The following is a 21550-nucleotide window of genomic DNA, read 5'->3' on the forward strand; positions in this document are numbered from 1 at the left end:
TTCTCGATCGAGCCATCGAGCGCCGGGTGAGCGACCAGAGGTGTCCCAATGAGCGAGCTCGGTGCCTTTCTCCGCGAGCTCATCTGTGCCGGTGCCGAGCTGTGGATCGAGGAGGACAAGCTCCGGGTCCGCGGTCCCAAGGCGCTGATGCGCCCCGAGGTCACCGAGCGGCTCCGCGCGCACAAGGCCGAGCTGCTGCGTTCGTTGCCGGAGTACCGCTTCTCCCTGCCGCTCTCGCCGGGGCAAGAGGCGCTGTGGCTGATCCAGCGCGGAGACCCGGAGTGCGTCGCCTACAACATCGGGCTCGCGCTACGCATCGAGTCGGACCGCGACCCTGCGCCGCTGCTTCGGTCGGCGCTGCAGCGGCTCGTCAATCGTCACCTGGTGCTGCGTGCGAGCTTCCCCACCGTCGACGGGCAGCCCCGCCAGGAGGTCCGGGCGGCCTGCGTGGCCGAGCTCATCGAGGTCGACGCGGCAGGGCTGCGGGGGCCCGAGCTGGCCGAGGCGCTCTCCCAGCGGCACCTGCGGCCCTTCGATCTCGAGCGCGAGCTGCCATTGCGCGCCCACTTGCTGCGCCTGGGACCGGCCGAGCACGTCTTGCTGCTGTGCCTGCACCACATCGCCGTCGACGGCTGGTCGCTGCGCATGTTGGTCGACGAGCTGCTCGAGCTGCTGCGCGCCGGCGAGGGCGTCAACCCGCTGCGACCGCTCGAGCGGACCTACGCACGCCACGTAGAAGAGCAGCGTCGACGCCTCGCCGAGCGCGGCGATGAGCTGCGCCGCTACTGGTCGCGCGCGCTCGACGGGGTCCCGCAGGTTCTGGAGCTGCCCACCGACCGGCCGCGTCCCCAAACGCAGAGCTTCGCGGGCGCGTCCCACCGCTTCGTGATCGGCCCGGAGTTGCTCGAGGGGCTGCGTGCGCTCGCCCGTCGCGGCGGGACCACGCTGTACGCGACGTTCCTCGCGGCCTTCGAGGTGCTGCTGCACCGGCTCAGCGGACAAGCAGAGCTGTGCCTGGGCACGCCGACCGTGGGCCGCGACGACCAGGAGTATGCGGGGGCGTTCGGGTACATGGTGAGCCCGATCGTCCTGCGCTCGCGGCTGTCGCCCGAGGACCCGCCGGACTTCTTGGGCATGCTCGCCCGTACCCGAGACGACCTGCTCGAGGGGCTGCGGCGCTCCGACTACCCGTTTGCGTGGGTTGCACGCGAGCTGCTGCGCGAGCGTGATCCGAGCCGCTCCCCGATCTTCCAGGTCATGCTCGCCCACCTACGGGCCCAGGATCTCGGCGGCGCGGCTACCGAGCTCCTCGAGGGGCGCACGGTCACGGTCGCGGGGCTCCGGCTCACCTCGGTGGCGCTACCCCAGCGCACCGCGGAGATGGATCTCGTGCTCGAGATCGATGAGCGCAGCCATGAGGCCGAGGTGGCACTCCGCTACCGCACCGATCTGTTCACGGAGCAGACGATAGCCCGCTGGGCCGACCACCTGCGCACGTTGCTCGAGGCCGTGGTCGCCGATCCCACCCGGCTCGTGACGCGGCTGCCGCTGCTGACGGCGTCGGTCCGGGCAGCGCTCGTCGACGAGTGGAGCGGCGTGCCCGGCGAGACGACGGCGGAGCCCAACGTGACGGCGTTGTTCGAGCGCCAGCGCGCGGCGACGCCCGAGGCGATCGCGCTCTGCTGTGGGGACGAGGCGCTGACCTATGCCGAGCTGGGGCAGCGTGTCGGCACCCTCACCCGCGTGCTGCAGCGCCACGGGGCCGGGCCCGGGACGCGGGTCGGTGTCGCGCTCGAGCGACGCACGTCGCTCATCGTCACCCTGCTCGCGGTGCTGGCGTCGGGTGCCGCCTATGTACCGATCGACCCGCGGTACCCGCTCGAGCGTCAGCGCTTGATGCTCGAGGACTCGCAGGCGCAGCTGCTCGTGACGACGGGCTCGGACCGCAGCGAGCTGCTCGCGCAGCCCATCGCAGGCCTGCGCGTGATCGACCTCGAACGCGAGCCGTCGATCGAGGCCGAGCCGGCGGGCCCGCTCGGGGGGAGCGCGGGTCCCGAGGACGCCGCCTACCTGCTCTACACCTCGGGCTCGACCGGGCGGCCGAAGGCGGTGGTGGTCGAGCACCGCAACGTCTTGGCCCTGCTCGTCTGGGCGCGCGGCGTGTTCTCGATCGAGGACCTGCGCGGCACCCTGGCCTCGACCTCGGTCTGCTTCGACATCTCGGTGTTCGAGATCTTCTTGCCGCTCGCGGTCGGCGGCACGATCCTGCTGGTCGATGACGCGCTGGCGTTGCCCCGGATGCCGGCGCGGGACCGCGTCACGCTCGTCAATACGGTGCCCTCGGCAATGGCCGAGCTGGTCCGCTTCGGGGAGCTGCCGCCGAGCGTGCGGGTGGTCAACCTCGCGGGCGAGAAGCTGAGCGGGGAGCTCTCGCGGCGGGTGTATCGGCGCTCGCGGATCGAGCGGCTCTACAATCTCTACGGGCCAACGGAGGCCACGGTCTACTCGACCTGGTGCCTGGTCCCGCGCGACCTGACGGGCGAGCCTTCGATCGGTCGCCCCGTTGCCGGCACCTCGGTCTACATCCTCGATCGCGAGCAGCAGCTGGTGCCGCTGGGGGTCGCTGGCGAGCTCTACATCGGCGGTGCGGGCGTGTCCCGGGGCTACTTCCAGCGCCCCGAGCTGACCGCCGAGCGCTTCGTGCCCAACCCCTTCGCGGGGGGGCTCATGTATCAGACCGGCGATCGGGTCCGTTTCCGTGCCGACGGTGAGCTCGAGTACCTCGGCCGCATCGACCACCAGATCAAGCTGCGCGGCTACCGGATCGAGCTCGGCGAGATCGAGGCGGCGCTCGAGCGGATCGGGGCGGTGGAGCGGGCAATCGTCGTCACGCACGGCCGCCCGGGCGACGAGCGGCTGGTCGCCTACTGGAGCCCCGCTCCGGACGCAGACGCCGGTCCCGAGACGCTGCGCTCGACGCTCGTCGCCGTGCTCCCACGCTTCATGGTGCCCGAGGTGTTCGTGCGGCTGCCAGCGCTCCCGCTCACGGCCAACGGCAAGATCGATCGAAAGCGGCTGCCGGCCCCCACCTCGTCGGACCTGCGTCGTGGCGAGCGCCGCCCGCCCGCGACCCCCACCGAGGCCACGCTCGCCGCGCTGTGGACCGAGCTGCTCGGCTCCTCCGAATCCGGGGTCGAGGTCGGTGCCGACGACGACTTCTTTGCGCTCGGGGGCCATAGCCTCGTCGCCGCCCAGCTCGTGGCGCGCCTACCCGCGCGGTTTGGAGTGGAGCTGCCGCTGCGTGCGGTGTTCGAGTGCAGCGTGCTCGCCGAGCTCGCCCGCCACATCGACGCGCTCGTGGCGGACGCTCGCGACGCGGCGCCGCCGGCCCTCCAGCTCGTGGCGCGCCCGCATGCGGGGGAGCTGCCGATGGCGCTCTCGCAGCGGCGGATCTGGTTCTTGAGCCAGCTCCCCGGCGCCGACGTGGCCTACAACATGCCGGTTGTGGTGGAGCTGCGTGGGCGCTTGGGCGCCGACGCGCTCCGCACCGCGCTCGATGGGCTCGTCGGCCGCCACGAAGTCCTGCGGACGACCTTCCGGCTCGGCGACGAGGGTCCGCTCCAGGTGATCCACCCGTCCGCGCCGGTCGAGCTGCCGCGGGTCGATCTACGAGGCCCGGGGGGCGAGGCCCCGCGCGAGGAGGAGGTGGCACGGCGGGTCGAGGCGCTGCTGCACCACCCGCTCGACCTCGAGCGCGGTCCGCTGCTGCGCGCTCACCTGGTACAGCTGGAGGCGGAGCGCTGGCTGTTCGTTCTGGTCATCCACCACATCATCGCCGATGGGTGGTCGCTGGGGATCATCGAGCGCGAGCTGTCCGTCCTCTATGCGGCCGCGCTGCGCGGCGAGCCCGACCCGCTGCCGCCGCTGCCGATCCAATACGCGGACTTCAGCCGCTGGCAGGCCGAGCGGGCGCTTGGCGACAAGGCCGCCGAGGATCTCGCGTTCTGGCGCCAAACGCTCGCCGATCTACGACCGCTCGAGTTGCCCACCGACCGACCGCGACCGCCGGTGGAGTCGTTTCGCGGCGAGCACCACGTGTTCGCGATCGATCGCGCCTCGACCGACGAGCTGCGTGCACTTGCCCAAGCCGAGGGGGTGACCCTCTACGTCACGCTGCTCGCCGCCTTCGACGTCTTGATCGGACGCTACGCCGACGAGGAGGACATCGCGATCGCCTCCGGCAACGCCAACCGCGGGCACCCGTACTTCGAGGGACTCGTCGGCTTCTTCGTCGACACCCTGGTGGTGCGCGTCGATCTCGGCGGGGAGCCCACGGTGCGCGAGCTGCTACGCCGGGTCCACGAGGCCTACCTCGCCGCGACCGAGCACCAGGAGCTGCCCTTCGAGCGGATCGTCGATGATCTGCGACCCGAGCGAACGCTGAGCCGCAACCCGCTGGTGCAGGTGGGCCTCACCCTGCAGAGCTATCGCAGCGACGGCCTCGTGCTCCCCGACGTGGAGGTGCGACGGGAGCACTTCCGATTCACCACCGCCAAGCTCGACATCCTGCTGATGATCAGCGAGGACGACGATGGTCTGGAGGTGGTGCTCGAGTACAACACCGACCTGTTCGAGCGACGGACCATCGAGCGGATGGCCCGACACCTCACTCGCATCCTCCGCGAGCTCGCCCGCGACCCGGAGCGGCCGATCGCGGAGATCGACCCGCTCGACGACGAGGAGCGCGAGCTGCTCCTGCGCGCCTATAGCGGGTCGACGGCACCGTTCTCGGCCGATCGCTGCATCCATCAGCTGTTCGAGGAGTGGGCCGATCGCACCCCGAACGCCGTCGCGATCGTCGATCACTGCGACCCGACGGGGCGCGCCGAGATCACCTACGGCGAGCTCGAACAGCGCGCCAATCGACTCGCGCACCGGCTCCGAGGCATGGGCGTCCGTCGCGAGCGCCTGGTCGGCATCTATCTCGATCGCTCCGCGGCCCAGATCGTCGCCATGCTGGGGGTGCTCAAGGCCGGAGGCGCGTTCGTCACGCTCGACCCCGAGCACCCCGATGCGCGCCTGCAGATGATGCTCGAGGACACGTCGCTGGCGCTCGTGGTCACCCGCGCCGGGGTGCGGCCCTTGCCGCAGGGCGTATCCGTGACGCGGGTCGAGCTCGACGACTCGCTGGCGCAAGAGCCGGGCGAGCGTCTGGTCGACGTGGTCGGCCCGCGCGATCTCGCCTACCTCATCTATACCTCCGGTTCCACCGGCGAGCCCAACGGGGTCCTGGTCGAGCACCACTCGCTGGTCAACTCGATCGAGTCCGACATTCACCTGTTCGAGACCGGCCCAGGCTCGAGCTTTCCGCACCTGACCTCGTTCAACTTCGACGCGGCGCTCTCCCACCTGCTGATGATGCTGTGCGCCGGTGGGACCACCCACCTGATGGGCCGCGGCCCGGACGCCCTGGGCGCGGGCCTGGTCGCGCAGATGGACGCGGAGCGAATCACCCACGCGGTCATGCCGGTGGCGATGCTCGCCGCCCTGCCGGAGGCGGAACTGCCGGCGTTGCGCATGATCGGTGCCGGCGCGGACGTCGTGTCACCCGAGCTGGTGGCACGGTGGGGAAGGGGCCGGAGCTTCTTCAATGTCTACGGCCCCACCGAGGTGACGATCACGGCGACGGTCGCTCGCTGCGTCGCCGATGATCGACCGCCGCCGATCGGGCGCCCGATCGTCAACGTGCGGGCCCATGTGCTCGATCGTCGCGGGCGCCTGGCCCCCCCTGGCGTGCCGGGCGAGCTCTATCTGGGCGGCATCGGCGTGGCTCGCGGATATCTCCACCGGCCCGCCCTCACCGCCCGCCTCTTCGTCGACGACCCCTTCGGTGAAGGCAAGCTCTATCGCACGGGCGATCGCGTGCGCTGGCGGATCGAGGACGATGCGTTGCCCTCGCTGGAATTCCTCGGCCGCGTCGATCACCAGGTGAAGATCCGTGGCCACCGGGTCGAGCTCGCAGAGGTCGAGCATGCCCTGCGTGCGCTCCCGCGGGTGCGCGATGCCGTGGTGACCACCCACGTCGGCACCAGCGGCAAGCGCCTCGTGGCCTACGTCACCGAGAAGCCCGGCGGGCGTGACGATCGGCGCGAGTCGGATCGGATCGGCCAGTGGGAGACGATGCACGGCGAGAGCCTCGCCGAGCCCGAGGGTGAGGACCCCACGCTCGACCTGCGCGGCTGGTCGAGCAGCTTCACCGGCGCTGCGATCCCGGCCGACGACATGCGTGCGTGGGTCGAGGCGAGGGTGCAGCGGATCCTCGCGCTCGCGCCCCGCGAGGTGCTCGAGATCGGCTGTGGTACTGGCATGTTGCTGTGCCGAATTGCGCCGTCGGTCGTGCGCTATCACGGCTGCGATCTCTCGCACCATGCAGTCGCGCACATCGAGCGCCTCGTGGCGCGGATGCCCGGGCTCGCCGGCGTGAGCACTGCCCATGCCCCCGCCCACCGGGCGGTGGAGCAGGCGGGGCGCTACGACACCGTCGTGCTCAACTCGGTGGTGCAGTACTTCCCCTCGGCCGAGTACCTGCAAGAGGTGCTCGAGCGGGCGCTGGCAGGCCTGCAAGGGCCTGGCGCCATGTTCGTGGGCGACGTCCGCAACCACGCGCTGCTGCGCACGTACCACTGTGCCGTCGAGGCGGCGCGGGCCGGGGGCGAGCCATCGCCCGAGGCGCTGCGTGGGCAGGTCGAGCGCGCAGTCGCCAACGAGAACGAGCTGCTCATCCACCCGTCGTTCTTCTTCGCGCTGGCTGAGCGCGCGCCACAGATCACGTCGGTCGAGATCCACCTCGAGCGTGGGGCCTACCGCAACGAGCTGTCGATGTTCCGCTACGATGTGGTGCTGCGGGTGGGCGGGTCGCCCCCGACTCCGCCGCGGGTTGCATGGGAGGACTGGCGCGCGGTCGGGGGGTCGCTCGAAGGGGTGCACCAGGCCGTGGTCTCGGCCCGGTCCCGCGGGGTGGCGGTCGAGCTGGCGTTCCGCGCCATCCCCAACGCGCGCCTCGTTCGCGAGCGTGCGCTGGAGGCCTGGGCCTTCGATGGGGGCGAGCGCGAGGCGTATCACGCGGTCGAGGGATCGGCGGTCGACCCCGAGGCGCTCTACCGCCTTGCCGAGCAGCTCGGGGTGACGGTGCGGCTGAGCTGGGCGCGTGGGGATGCCGACGGTGCGTTCGACCTGTGGGTCGGTGAGCGGGACGCAGCCTCGGTGCTCGTGCCTGGGCCCGAGGCCGCGCCACCGCGGTGGGCCAACGATCCGCTCGCGGGGGCGCGACGCAAGCAGCTCGTGGTCGAGATTCGGGGCCGGCTCGCGGAGCGCCTGCCCGCGCACCTGGTGCCGTCGTCGATCACCGTCTTGCCTGCGCTGCCGCTGACGATCAACGGCAAGGTCGATCTCACCCGGCTGCCGCCGCCCGCGATCCACGACTCCGCAGAGGAAGGCGACCAACGGGCCCCGCACAGCCTCGCCGAGGTGGCGCTCGCGGAGATCTGGTGCGAGCTACTCGGGGTGCCGCGGGTGGGCCTGGGCGACAACTTCTTCGAGCTGGGGGGCGACTCGATCATCGGGGTGCAGGTGGTCTCACGTGCCCGCGCCCGCGGGCTGTTGCTGCGAGCGAGTCAGATCTTCGAGCGGCAGACGCTCGGTGAGCTCGCCGCGGTCGCCGAAGTCCACGCGGGCGCAGTGGAAGGCGAGCCGGAGCTCATCGGCACGGTGCCGCTGAGCCCGATCCAGCGGTGGTTCTTCGCGCTCGATCGACCACAGCCCCAGCACTTCAACCAGGCGGTGCTGCTCGTGGTCCCGGCCGACGTCGATGCGACCGCGCTGGCCCGGGCCCTGCGCGCGCTGGTGCGCCACCACGGAGCGCTGCGCCATCGTTTCGTGCGCGAGCCGGACGGAGGCTGGACGCAGCGCTGTCTGCCCGCGGAAGAGATCGACGAGGGCATCCCGCTCGTAGAGCTCGAGCTGTCCACGCTCGCGGCCCACGCCCGACGCGACGCGATCAACGAGCACAGCGCCCGGCTGCAGGCCGCGCTCGACCTCGCGGAGGGGCCAGTGACGCGGGCCGCGTTGTTCCGGCTGCGCGACGACGGTCGCCTGTTCTGGGCGGTGCATCACCTGGTCGTCGACGCGATCTCGTGGCGCGTGTTGATCGAGGATCTCGAGGCCGCCTATGCGCAGGCCGTTGGCGGGAACGACCCCGTGCTCCCGACCAGGTCCATGCCGTTCGGCCGCCACTGCGAGCGGCTCGCGAATTGGGCCGGCGAGTTGGACCTGACGGCCGAACGCGCGTGGCTCGACCAGCCCCCGGCGCCGCCGCTGCCCGTCGATCACCCCGGTGTGGCGAACGACCGTGCCGATGTGGCGGTGTGCCGCGTCGAGCTCGACCCCTCGACCACGGTGACGCTGTTTGGCGAGGGGCTGCGGGCCTACCGATTGCGACCGCAGGAGCTGCTGCTCACCGCGCTCGCGCGCGCGCTCCGGAGCTGGACCGGAGCCTCGGCCACGTGGATCGACCTCGAGGGGCATGGCCGCGAGGAGCTGCGGCCCGACGAGAGCATCGATCTCACGCGCACCGTCGGATGGTTCACCGCGCTGTTCCCGGTCCGCCTCGCGCTGCCGCCGGGCGATGATCCCGGCCGGGAGCTGCTCGCGGTAAAGGAGATGCTGCGCGCGGTGCCCCGCCGCGGGGTCGGCTTTGGCGTGCTGCGCCACCTCCACCCCGAGGGGGCCGCGCTCGCGTGGCCTCGCTGCGAGCTCGCCTTCAACTTCCTCGGGCGGGCGCCGGGCGGCCTCCGCGGCTCGCTCGTGCGCGGCCTTGCCGAGGAGACGATCGGGCCCAGCGAGGCGCCGGTCGGGCCGCGGACCCACCTGCTGGGCATCAACGTCGGCGAGAAGGCGGGACGCCTCGAGCTCGCGATCGAGTACAGCACGGCGCAGCACGACACCGCGACCGTCGAAGCCCTCGCCCACGGCCTGCGCGGCGAGCTCGAGCGGCTGCTCGCGCACACCACGGAGCCGGGCGCCGGAGCGCTGAGCCCCAGCGACTTCCCCCTGGTGGCCCTGGACGCGTCGGCCCTCGCCGGGCTCGCCCACCGGCTTGGGGGCGCGGGCGAGGTCGAGGCGATCTACCCGCTGACCGGGCTCCAGCGTGGCCTGCTCGCGCGCGTTCTCTACGACGAGGGATCCGACGCGTATACGACCCACATCGCGCTCACTGTGCACGGTGCGCTCGATCGTACGCGGCTGCGCGAGGTCTGGCGCGAGCTCGGCGAGCGACACGAACTCTTGCGAAGCTGCTTTCAGTGGGAAGGCCTGCCCCAGCCCGTGCAGGTCGTGCGCCGTCGGGCCGAGATCCCCTGGGAGGAGCACGATGGGCGTGGTTCGCCGACCACTCCCGGAGAGGACGGCCTATTCGCATCGCACCCCCTCGCCCTCGACGTCGCCCCCGTCGGTCGCGTGAGCCTGCACCGGGTCGAGGACGAGCGGCACGAGCTGGTGTTCCACTCGCACCACGTGCTGCTCGACGGGTGGAGCATGTTCGTGCTGGTCCGCGACATGATGGAGCTGTACCGTGCGCGGACGGCCGAGCGGGCCCCACGGCTGTCGCTCCCCGGCTCGTACGAGGCCCATGCGCGGCGGCTCGCGGCCATCGACCACGAGCAATCGCGGCGCTTTTGGCGGTCGGATCTCGAGGGGTTCGAAGCCCCCACCCCCTTGCCCTCCGAGCGCACGGCACCGCGGGGCGAACGTTGCTTCCAACGCGAGAGCCTGCGCCTCGATGCCGAGCTGACCGCACGCCTCGTCGCGGCCGCCGAGCGTGAGCGGGTCACGCTGGCGAGCGTCGTCGAGGGCCTGTGGGCCCTGGTGCAGGCGCGCCACGCAGACCTCGACGAGGTGCTGTTCGGCACGGTGGTCTCGGGCCGCGACGCAGATCTGCCCGGGATCGAAGATATCGTGGGGCTGCTCATCAGCACGCTGCCGGTGCGCATGCGCCTCGACGAGTCGCTCGATGTGTGGACCTGGCTGCGTGCCCACCAGGCGCGGCAAGCCGAACGACGCGAGCACCAGCACCTGCCGCTGGCCGAGATCCAGCGCTGCACCGACGTAACCCCTGGCGTCGAGCTGTTCCGCTGCATCGTCGCGTTCGAGAACTATCCCATCGACGCGGGGATCTTCGCCGACCCCGGCCTGCGCCTCGAATTCCACGGCGCGTCGAGTCCCACGCACTACCCGTTGGTCGTCAGCGCGTTGCCCGGAGAGGCGCTCGAGATCCACCTCGACTACGACGTCGCCCGCTTCGACCCCACCTCCATCGCTCGGACGTGCGCGCAGCTCCAGCAGCTCGTGCGCACGCTGGTGGACACGCCGGCACCGCAGCTCGCGGCGCTCTCGCCCAGCGGCCCCGAGGAGCGCGCGCGGCTGCTCCGCTGGGCCAGCGGCCCCGAGGTGCCGGTGCCCGCTCGCCCCCTCCACGCGCTGTTCGAGGCCCAGGTCGATCGCGATCCCTCGGCGCTCGCGGTCATCGTCCCCGAACTCGCGGGCGGGCAGCGCAGCGCGATCCGCTTTGGCGAGCTCGAGGCGCGGGCGAACCGGCTGGCCCACGCCCTGCTGGCGCGGGGCGTGGTGTCCGGCGATGTCGTTGCCCTCATGCTCCCGCGCGACGTCGACCTCGTGGTCGGCATCTTCGGCGTGCTCAAGGCCGGGGCCGCGTTCGTCATCCTCGATCCGGAGCTGCCCGCGGCCCGGCTCGCGGCGATGTTGGCCGGCGCCGCACCGCGCTTGATCGTGGCCGATGCGAGCCTGGACGACCCGAGCCTCGCGACTGGCCTCGGGACTGGCCTCGCGAGGCTCGAGCTGGCGCACGCGCTCGCGGAGGGCGAGGAACGCCGCCCGGCCGTGGAGCTGCCCGAGGACGCGCTCGCCTACCTGCTGTTCACCTCGGGGACCACGGGCACGCCGAACGGAGTGCTCGTCGAGCACCGCGGGGTCGCCAACGTCGTGGCCGCCGCCGCCGAGGTGCTCGCGATCGGCCCGGGCACGCGCTACGCCAATCCGCTCTCGCTCAACTTCGACGGCGGCCTGTTCAACACCTTCTGCTCGCTGTGCGTCGGCGGGACGATGGTGCTGGTGCCGCGCGAGGGCGACTTCCTCGGGGCGGGCTTGGTGGAGCTGCTCGCGCGTGAGCAGGTCACCCACACCCTCATGGTGCCGTCGATGCTCGCTGCGCTCCCCCAGGCCGAGTTGCCGGCGCTGTCGGTGCTCGCGGTTGCGGGCGAGGCGTGTCCGGCCGAGCTGGTCGAGCGCTGGGGCCACGATCGCGCGTTCTGGAACCTCTACGGCCCCACCGAGGCCTCGATCTGGGCCACCTTCGCGCGCTGCGTGCCCGACGGCGAGACCCCGTCGATCGGCCGCCCGATTCCCAACCTCCGCGTCTATGTCGTCGATCGCAGCGGCCGGCTCGCGCCGCCCGGGGCTGCGGGTGAGCTGTGGATCGGGGGCGTGGGCGTTGCTCGCGGCTATCTCCACCGACCGGAGCTGACGGCCCGCAATTTCATCCGCGATCCCTTCGACGACGGTGCCCACGGGCGGATCTATCGCAGCGGCGACCTCGTTCGCTTCCGCCTCGATGGCTCGTCACCACCGATGCTCGAGTTCCTCGGCCGCATCGATCAGCAGGTCAAGATCGGCGGCTACCGCATCGAGCTCGACGAGATCGAGCTGCGCCTGCGGGCCTGCGCCGGAGTGCGCGACGCAGCGGTGATCACCTGGGGCGAGGACCGGGCCAAGCGGCTGGTCGCCTACGTGGTCCCCGCGGCGGGCCACGTCGTCGACGCGGCTGCAATCCGCAGCGAGCTGCGCCACACGCTGCCCGGGCCGCTGGTGCCCGCGACGATCGTGTCGCTGGAGGCGCTCCCGCTCACGATCAACGGCAAGCTGGACCGGCGCGCGCTGCCGGCCCTCGAGGCCAGGCGCGACGACGACGTGGTGGCCGAGCCCCGCACCGAGCTCGAGCGCGCCTTGGTCGACGTCTGGCGGCGCATGCTCCGACGCGAGCGGATCGGCATCCACGACAACTACTTCGCGCTCGGGGGAGACTCGATCACCAGCATCCAGATCGTCTCGCAGCTGCAGGCGCTCGGCTACTCGCTGCGCGCCAGCCAGATCTTCGACCACCAGACGATCGCCGAGCTCGCCGAGGTCGTGGTGGTGACGCCCAACGTCGCGGAGCAGGGGGTGGTGTCGGGTCTGGTCCCGCTGACGCCGATCCAGCGCTGGTTCTTCGAACTCGACCTGCCGGCGCGCAGCCACTTCAACCAGGCGCTCGTGTTCGAGGCACCGCCCGAGCTCGAGCCCGAGCGCCTGCAAGTTGCGCTGCGGTGCGTGGTCGAGCACCACGACATGCTGCGCGCCCGCTACGTGGCGAGCGACTCGGGCTGGCGCCAGGAGATCACGGCGTCGATCGCCGGGCCACCGGTCGAGCAGATCGACCTCTCCGCGGTGGACCCCGCCGAGCAGCCGGCGGCACTCGAGCGCGAGGCCACGCGCCTGCAGCAGCGCCTCGACATCACCGCCGGGCCGCTGATGCGGCTGGCTCTCGTTCACCTCGGCCCCGGGCGGTCGGCGCGGCTCTTGTGGGTGATCCATCACCTGGCCGTCGACGGCGTCTCGTGGGGGGTACTGCTGGCCGACCTCGGCGCTGCATACCAACGCGCGGCGATCGAGCCGCGACCGCGGCTGCCCCCCAAGACGACCTCCTTCAAGCGCTGGGCGGAGCTGCTGGTCGAGCACGCCGCCCGCGAGCCCTTCGCCGAGGAGCGAGCGTCGCTCGCCGGCCAGGTTCCCGCGCCGCTGCCCGTCGACGGCCCGGGCGGCGCCAACCGCATGGAGCACGTTGCGGAGCACCGCGTGCGGCTCGCGACGGACGTGACGCAGCGGATGCTCGGCCCGGCGCTGCGGCCCTACGGTGTGGGCGCCCACGAGCTGGTGCTCGCCGCCTTCGCCGAGACGCTCGCGCGCTGGACCGGTCATCGCGAGCTGTGGGTGGACATGGAGAGCCACGGGCGGGAGCCCCTCGATGGGGTCGAGCTCTCGCGCACGGTGGGATGGTTCACCTCGCTGTTCCCGCTGCGGCTGCCGCTCGCCGCGGACGATCCCATCGATCGCCTCGTCGCCGTCAAGGAGGCCCTGCGCGGGGTACCGCGGCACGGCGTGGGTTACGGCCTGCTGCGCTACCTGCACGCCGAGGGCGGCACGCTCGCGTGGCCACGGCCCGAGGTGAGCTTCAACTACCTCGGGCAGGTCTACCGCGAGCTCGACGCGGGCCTCGGACTGCGCCTCGCGAACGAGAGCGTGGGGAAGTGGCGAGCCGAGCGGGGCGAGCGTCCGCACTTGCTGGCGCTCAATGCTCGCATCGTCGACGAGCGCCTCGCGATCACGTTCGAGTACAGCCGTGCCCACCATGACGCGGCGACCATCGAGGCCCTCGCCGACGGGGTGCTGCGGGCGGTCGAGGGGCTCGTCGAGCGCTGCTGTGCCCCCGGAGCCGGGGCCGCGACACCAAGCGACTTCCCGCTCGTCCGCCTCGAACGCCAGGAGCTCGCCGCCGCGCTCGCGCAGATCGAGGCGGGCGCGGGCACCGACGTCGAGGCGATCTACCCGCTCGTCGCCGTGCAGTCGGACATGCTCGCACAGTCGCTGGGCTCCGCCTCGTCGACGATGTGGCGGACGCAGGTCGTGCTCGAGCTCGACGGACCACTCGACGAGGCCGCGCTGCGCACCGCGTGGAAGCGGGTCCTTCGCGCGCACCCACTGCTGCGGAGCTGCTTTGCGTGGCGCGAACTGGCGGCGCCGGTTCAGATCGTGCGGTCCGATGTCGAGCTGCCGTGGGAGACGATCGACGGGTCGGCCTTCGCCGAGCCGAGCACGGAGCTTGCACGCGTGTGCGCGCGACTGTTGGCGACCGAGCGCCCGCTCGACCGGGTGCCCCTGTTGCGCCTCGTGCTGCTGCGCTGGCAGCCCGAGCGCCACACGCTCGTCTTCGACGCCCACCACCTGCTCGCGGATGGCTGGAGCCTCGGCGTGATCCTCCGCGAGCTCGCCGCGTCCTACGAGGAGGTGCGCAGCGGACATCCGGCTCGCCCCCCGGCCGGTGCGGTCTACGAGCGCTATCTTCGCTGGCGCGAGTCGCTCGAGCTCGCCACGGCGCGGGACCACTGGGCACAGGCGATGCGGGGATTCGGCGAAGCCACGCCCCTGCCCGGTGAGGGGACCGGCAACGGCTCCAGCCCAGAACACGCGCACCATGCCCTCGACCTCGAGCCAGCACGGGCGGCTCGGATGAGCGTCGCCGCGGAGGCCGCCCGGGTCACCCTCGCGACGCTGCTGGACGCGGCGTGGGCGACACTGCTCTCGCGCCGCAGCGGGCGGGCGGACGTGGTGTTCGGCATGACCGTGTCTGGGCGCGACGTCGACGTCCCGGGCATCGACGGCATCGTGGGGCACCTCATCGACTTCTTGCCGCTGCGCGTGACCGTGGCGGGCGACCGCGATGTGGCGGAGTGGTTGCGCGAGGTCCAGTCGACGCGGACCAGCGCGATCGTCCACCAACACCTGGGCCAGCGCGAGATCCAGGGGTACAGCGACGTGCCCCAGGCCGAGCCGCTGTTCCGCAGCTTCGTCGTGTTCGAGAACTACCCGCTCGAGCTGGCGCTGTTCCGGCGGACGGGGCTCGAGGTGACGATGCACTCCGGTGCCAGCCATGCGTCGCACTACCCGCTCATGGTCGGCATCATGCCGAAGCGGGACCGACTGACGTTGTTCTTCAACTACGACATCCGGAGCTTCGACGCGTCGACGATCACCGAGCTCGCAGCGGAGCTGCGGGACGTGCTCGAGGAGCTGTGCGCGGCCGCGTGCGACACCGACCGCACGACCAAGCCGAGAGGAGACATCGAGATGACGAGCAATGGCCCGAGTCCGTTCCAGGTCGAGTGGGACGATTCGCAAGAGGCGAGCGAGATGTGGATCCTCGACCTCATCCACTGTCCCACGCCGGTTCGCCGACTGGACTACCACCTCCGGTTGCGTACCTTCATCGACGCGACCAACCGCTCGAACGGCCGCTTCGGGCTGCCGATCGGCTCGGCCCCGAAGCTGATCAATGGCTTCGTGTACAACCGCATCGTGGGCCCCGAGCTCGAGCCCGAGGCCATGCCAGCGGCGCTGCAAGCCTGCGACGACAACGTCCGCCGCGGCTACGCGGAGCTACAGCGCTCATGGGAGCAGACGTGGCTGCCCGAGATCCAGGCGCACTTCGCCGAGCTCTCCGCGTTCGACGTCGACGGCGCTTCGCTCGCGGAGCTGTGCACCCACGTGGCCACGGTCCGCGACAAGGTCGATCGGCTGTGGGAGCTGCACAACGACCTGCTCCTCCCGTCGTTGCTCGCGATGCACGACTTCGAGGAGGCCTACCGTGACGTGTTCCCGGACGCCGGCTCGCTCGGCGTGTTCGAGCTGCTGGGCGGCCTGCCCAACAAGACCACGGAATCGAACCTTCGGCTGTGGCAGATCGGCCGCGATGCCGCACGAGACCCCGTGCTACGCGCGTTGATCGCGGAGGGGCCGATCGAGCGCTTGCCCGAGGCGCTCGCGCAGAGCCCCGAGGGACGGGTGCTGTGGGGCACCCTCGAGCAGTTCCTGCGCATCTACGGCGAGCGCAACGACGACCTCTACATCGACCACCCCTCGTGGATCGAAGATCCGACGCCGGTGCTCCGCGGCCTGCGCGAGGCCGTCCTCCAGCCGGAGCGCGATCTCGTGGCCGAGTTCGAGCGACACGCGCAGGCGCGCGAGGCCAAGATCGCCGAGATCCGCACCACGCTCTCGGCGCTCCCGAGCACCGTCGCGGAGGAATTCGAGCGCCTGCTCGCAGCGGCGCAGATGAGCACGATCCTCAGTGAAGACCACCACTTCTGGATCGACTGCAAGATCACCTACCACGCGCGTCGCGTCGCGCGTGCGCTCGGGCAGCGGCTGGTCGTGGAAGACCAGCTCGACGCGGTCGACGATGTCTTCCACCTCGGCGCCGACGAGATCATCGCGCTCGCCGACGGCATGCCGACCCCTGGCTCCTTGCGCGAGCTCGTCGCTGGGCGAGCGGCGGTGCTCGAGCGCTACTCCGGCGTCGAGCCGCCCTTGATGCTCGGTACCCCCCGGCCGCTGCTGCCCATGGACTGCGCCGTGATGCAGGTGAGCACGAAGTTCAGCGGCAACATCTTCCAGCCGCCCTCGGAGCCGGGGGGTCCGCTCGTGGGCATGCCCGCGTCGGGCGGCAAGGTGGTCGGGCCCGTGCGGATCATCGACCGCCTCGAGGATACCGGCAAGCTGCGCCCCGGGGACATCATGGTCACCGCCTTCACCTTGCCATCATGGACGCCGTTCTTCGCCAGCGTGGCCGGTGTGGTGACCAACATCGGCGGGATGCTCTGCCATGCCGCGGTGGTGGCCCGCGAGTACCGCCTTCCCGCGGTGGTCGGCACCGTGCGTGCAACGTCCGTATTTGCCGATGGGCAGCTCATCGAGGTCGATGGCGATGCCGGCACGGTTCGCAGCATCGGCGATACTTCGGCGTGATATCGAGCAGTCACGCACGGTGTTCCCCGGGCTCCACTCTCGGCTTGTAGTCAACGGATGGCTCCGATAGCGTAGCCCCGATGACGCAGATCACTCTTGTCGTCGCTCAATCGGTCCAAGAGGTCACCGGTGAAGGGCCTGCGCACGCCGTCGACTTCACCGTCCTCCAGCTCAACGACACCTACGACGCGATGCCAGTCGAGGGCGGGCGGAGGGGCGGCCTGGCACGGGTGGCCACACTGTACCAGCGCCTGCGGGAGGAGAACCCCAACACGTTCTCGGTCATGATCGGTGACTTCCTCGCGCCCTCGGCAATCGGTGCCATCACCGGCGACAGCGGGTTGCACATGGTCGAGGCGCTCAATGCCTTCGGCCTTACCTACGCGACCATGGGCAACCATGAGTTCGACGTGCCCGAAGACGACTTCCGCCAGCGGATCAAGGACAGCGACTTCAAGTGGATCGTTTCGAACGTGAAGGACGGCAAGGGAGCGCCCTTCGAGGGGGTTCAAGAGCGCGAGATCATCACGTTCCACAACGGCCGCGGTGACTCGGTCCGGGTGGCGATACTCGGGGTCTGCACCGACATGGTCAAGAAGCCGTGGCTCACCTACGAGAGCCCCATCGCCAGCGCCAAGCGTCAGGTCGAGGAACTCGGCGACAGCGCCGATGTGTTCGTCACCATGACCCACCTACCGATGGCCCAGGACCACGTGCTCGGCGCGGAGGTGCCGCGACTCGACGTGCTGCTCGGCGGCCACGAGCACGAGGCCGCCACCGCGATCGTCGGCGACGACGCCACACCGATCTTCAAGGCCGACTCCAACGCCCGCAGCGCTTTCGTCCACCGCTTCCGCTTCGACCCGGAGACGAAGGTGACCACCGTCTACTCGGAGATCGTCGACATCGACGCCAAGCTCGAGGAGGAGCCGAAGACCGCCGAGGTGGTCCGCGGCTGGCAGAACATGGCGTACGCCACCCTACGGGCGCAGGGCCACGAGCCGATGGCGGTGGTCGGTGCGACCGCCGAGCCCCTCAACGGGGCCGAGGCCGACATCCGCAAGGGGCCGACCAACCTCGGCCAGCTCGTCGCCGAGACCTTCCTTGCCGAGGTGCCGGAGGCCGACGGGGCCTACCTCATCGCTGGCCTGTTCCGCATCGATGGCGTGATCCCACCGGGCGAGATCCTCTACTACGACGTGGTACGCATCTTCCCCGTCGGCGGCAAGCTGAGCGTGCTCAAGATGCCGGGCTCTTTGCTCCGCATGTTGCTCGACATGGGCTCGAGCAAGGTGGGCGACGGCTCCTTCCCGGTCCTCGCCAAGATCGCACGGACGGACGATGGATGGACGATCGGCGGAGCGCCGATGAAGGACGACCAGCTCTACACGGTCGTCTATCCGGAGTTCCCGGCGGCCTACTTTGCCTACCCGCCGTTCAAGGGCAGCGGCGCGAGCAAGCTCTACGACACGCGGGGCGTGCGGGAGATCTTCACGGATCGCTTGCGCCGCGACCTCGTGCACGCCGCCACGGGGACCCCGTGTTGGGCCGCGTTGGGCACCTCTTCGGTCGCGGACGCGAAGCGCTTCTACGGGGCGGTGTTCGGCTGGGAGTTCGAGGTCGAGCCCGGCGGTACGACCGTGGCCAAGGCGAACGGGCAGCCCGTCGCCAGGATCGACGAGCTTTCCAAGGGCGCGGCCACACGTCCGGGGTGGATGCCGTACTTCGCGTCCTGCGACGTCGGACTGGCCGCGGATCGGCTGCAAGCGCTCGGCGGCAAGGTGCTCGCGGATCCGGTGGAGGTCTCGCCCGGCAGCCGCCTGCTGCTGGCGGCCGACCGCAGCGGTGCAGCCTTCGGGCTGTGGCAGCGCGAGGGACTCGGCGCGTTCGCTCCTGACGCGAAGGTCGGTACCGTGTGCTGGCGCGAGGTCGTGGCCCCCGACGTCGACGCCGCAGAGGCGTTCTACGGCGCGCTGCTCGGGCTCGAGGTGCGACCCTTCCTCGGCCTGGGCGAGTCCTACGATCTGCTGCGGCGCGGCAACAAGCCCGTGTGTCGGCTGACGCAGGGCGACGGGACGGGATCCTGGACACATCACTTCTTGGTGGCCAACGTCGAGGAGACCGTGAAGCAGATCAAGGCCTCGGGTGGATCGATCGTCGAGCACGAAGGGACCCCGTTTGCCAAGATCGTGACCGTCGCCGATCCGTGGGGCGCGAAGTTTGCGATCGTGCAGGCGCTGGCGCCCGCGCCGGCCACGGGCGCCAACCTCTGATGTAGTCGGCAGCGTCGGGGCTGGACCTCGATCGACGAGTCGGGGCAAAGTGGAGGCTGAAGCCATGTCCGCAGACACAACGAACGACGAACCCACCGAGTCCACCGAGGCGACCAAGATCGTCCGCAATCACATGCTTGCTGCCGTGGCCGCCGGGGTGGTGCCGGTTCCGCTGATCGACATCGCCATCCTCACCGGGCTCCAGATGCGGATGGTCCGCGCGCTCGCGAGGCACTACGAGGTCGAGTTCGCCGAGCAGCGCGTGAAGTCCTTGATCGGCACGCTCGTCAGCCTCGGGGCTGTGGCCACCATCGGCAGTCTGCTCAAGGCCGCCGTCCCGGGGGCGAGAGGGCTGTTCGGGCTCGGCAGCCTCGCTCTTCCTGCGGCGACCACGTATGCCGTCGGTCGGGTGTTCATCAAGCACTTCGAGTCCGGCGGCACGGTCTGGACCTTCGACCCGTCGCGAGCCAAGGAGGAGTTCGCCGAGGAGGTCGAGGCCGGCAAGCAGGTCGTCGAGCAGAGCTTTGCAGGCGTGCGTCCATGAGGTCCGACGTCGGACCGCGATGGTGCTCGGATCCGTGACCATGTCTGCGAGCCCCTGGCTGCATCGCCTGCGCAGCGACGCGCGCGTGCGGCTGTTCTGTCTGCCTGCGGCGGGAGGCGGCTCGACGCCGTTCTTGCCGTGGCGCGGGTGGCTGGCGCCCGATGTGGAGCTGTGTCCGGTGCTGCTGCCCGGCCGCGAGACGAGGCTGCGCGAGCCCCCACTCACCGAGATGAGCGCGCTCGTGAGTGCCGTGGCGGACGGGCTCGGGCCGGCGTTCGATCGACCCTACGCGCTGCTCGGATACAGCCTGGGGGGGCTGATCGCCTTCGAGCTGGCCCGCGAGCTGCGGCGTCGCGGCGTCGAGCCGCCGCAGCGCCTGTTGGTGGTGGCACGTAGCGCCCCCGATCGCCAGGAGCAGGTGGCGATCGGGCACCTGCCCGACGACGCCTTCGTGGCCGCGCTGCAGGACCGCTACGCCGCCCTTCCGCCGCAGGTAGTGGCGGACCCGGAGATGATGGAGATCTTCCTGCCGGTGCTGCGTGCAGATTTTTCCTTGCTCGAGGGCTACCGCCACGTTGCCGAGGCACCGCTCGAAGTACCGATCGCCGCGTGGTTCGGCACCATGGACCGCACGCTGACCCACGAGCGGGTGGCGGCGTGGGAGCATCACACCTCGGCCGCCTTCGAACTCCACGCGCTCGACGCGGGGCACTTCTTCCAAAGGAACGCGCGACTGGTCCGGCGCATCGACGCGTTGCTACGTTGAGCGGGGTCGGCCACGAAATGACCTCGACGCCACTCTAGAACCCGCACCTTGGCCCAGTTGACCGCCAGGGTACCAAGCGGTACGGTTGCAAGTGCGCAGCGAGGAGATCCGACATGGACGAACAGAACAACACCGTGAACAACGCCATCAAGCTGATCGGTGAGTCCTTCGCCCCAGGTGCGAGCCTCCTGATGGATGGCAAGATCCTCCCCGGCGCCGCACACCTGCTCGTTGGCATGTGGACGCGGGCCGTACTCGGTCCGGTGGGCCTCGGCTTGGTCATGGCGAACTCGTATGCGACCTCGACCACGGGCAAGAGCCTGCTCAAGCAGTTCAAGGGCGAGCCCGCCAAGGACGAGCCCGCCAAGGACGAGCCCGCCGCCGCCGAGGAAGCACAGTAAGCGGCTACCGTGGGGCAAGTCGCTTGGCTGGGTGAGTCCGGCTCCGAAGACATTGCGCAAACCGGCGGCAAGGCAGCCAATCTCGCTCGGCTTGCTGCTCGGTATGAAATCCCTCCTGGCTTTTGCCTCACTGTCGAGGCCCACGCGGAGTGGTCCTCCCGTGTGCTGGCTGGCGAGTTCCCGGCGGCATTCGTGACGCTCGTCTCCGATGCCTACGCAGCGCTCTCCGAGCGCTGCGGAGCAACCTCACCCCCCGTCGCGGTCCGCTCATCCGCCGTCGACGAGGACGGTGCTCACGCTTCGTTTGCCGGCATCTACGTGTCGTGTCTCAACGTTCGTGGTGTCGAGGCATTGCTCGCGGCGATCGTCCGTTGCTGGACCTCCGCCGAAGATCCGCGGGCGCTGGAGTACCGCGCGCGCCAATGCCTGAGCGCTGCCGGTACTGCCGTGCTGGTACAGGAGATGGTCGCGGCCGACGCGGCCGCGGTGGTCTTCAGCCGCAATCCCACCGGCTCCGACGAGGTGTTGATCAACGCGAACTACGGGATCGGTGAGAGCATCGTCAGCGGTTTGGCCAGCCCGGACACCTGGCACCTACGGCGCGCAGACCTCTCGATCGCACGCTTCGTCGTCGGCGAGAAGGCGACGATGACGGTCTACGATGCCGCGGGAGGCACGCGCGAGGTCGCGGTGCTGCGCACGCTGCGATCCCGCGCCTGCCTCTTGCCGAAGCAGGTCGAGGCGCTCGGCCGCCTCGCGCTCGCGCTCGAGGCCACCATGGGCTGGCCGGTCGACCTCGAGTGTGCCTTCCGCGGGGACGACCTCTGGCTGCTCCAGTGCCGCCCGATCACGACCGCGCGCTAACGAACGCGAGCAC

Annotated in this window: 6 protein-coding genes; all 6 read left to right on the forward strand. The window is 70.7% G+C overall.

Features of this window, described 5'->3' with window-relative positions; translation table 11 throughout:
• Nucleotides 1–48 precede the first annotated feature (48 nt).
• The 6 genes from OEB96_RS38890 (at nucleotide 49) to OEB96_RS38915 (ending at nucleotide 21537) form a co-directional block, all read left to right on the forward strand.
• Nucleotides 49–16689 carry a non-ribosomal peptide synthetase gene (locus OEB96_RS38890; protein WP_266221963.1) on the forward strand — a complete coding sequence of 5547 codons (16641 nt, stop codon included), beginning with the start codon at nucleotides 49–51 and terminating at the stop codon, nucleotides 16687–16689.
• 80 nt (nucleotides 16690–16769) lie between these two features.
• Nucleotides 16770–18962, forward strand: coding sequence for a 5'-nucleotidase C-terminal domain-containing protein (locus tag OEB96_RS38895; protein ID WP_266221964.1), 2193 nt, complete (start codon nucleotides 16770–16772; stop codon nucleotides 18960–18962).
• 49 nt (nucleotides 18963–19011) lie between these two features.
• The gene (locus OEB96_RS38900; RefSeq protein ID WP_266221965.1) at nucleotides 19012–19506 is read left to right on the forward strand and encodes a DUF697 domain-containing protein; all 495 of its coding nucleotides are present in this window, start codon (nucleotides 19012–19014) and stop codon (nucleotides 19504–19506) included.
• Nucleotides 19507–19546: 40 nt separating this feature from the next.
• Complete coding sequence (locus tag OEB96_RS38905; RefSeq protein ID WP_266221966.1) at nucleotides 19547–20272, forward strand: thioesterase II family protein; 726 nt, start codon at nucleotides 19547–19549, stop codon at nucleotides 20270–20272.
• A 113-nt stretch (nucleotides 20273–20385) separates the two neighbouring features.
• Nucleotides 20386–20673: a DUF6072 family protein gene (locus OEB96_RS38910; protein ID WP_266221967.1), complete on the forward strand. Its 288-nt coding sequence runs from the start codon at nucleotides 20386–20388 to the stop codon at nucleotides 20671–20673.
• 162 nt (nucleotides 20674–20835) lie between these two features.
• Nucleotides 20836–21537 (forward strand): PEP/pyruvate-binding domain-containing protein, encoded by a 702-nt coding sequence (locus tag OEB96_RS38915; RefSeq protein ID WP_266221968.1) that lies wholly within the window; start codon nucleotides 20836–20838, stop codon nucleotides 21535–21537.
• Nucleotides 21538–21550: the final 13 nt, after the last annotated feature.

This window comes from Paraliomyxa miuraensis, from assembly GCF_026337845.1.
Classification (GTDB): Bacteria; Myxococcota_A; Polyangia; order Nannocystales; family Nannocystaceae; genus Paraliomyxa; species Paraliomyxa miuraensis.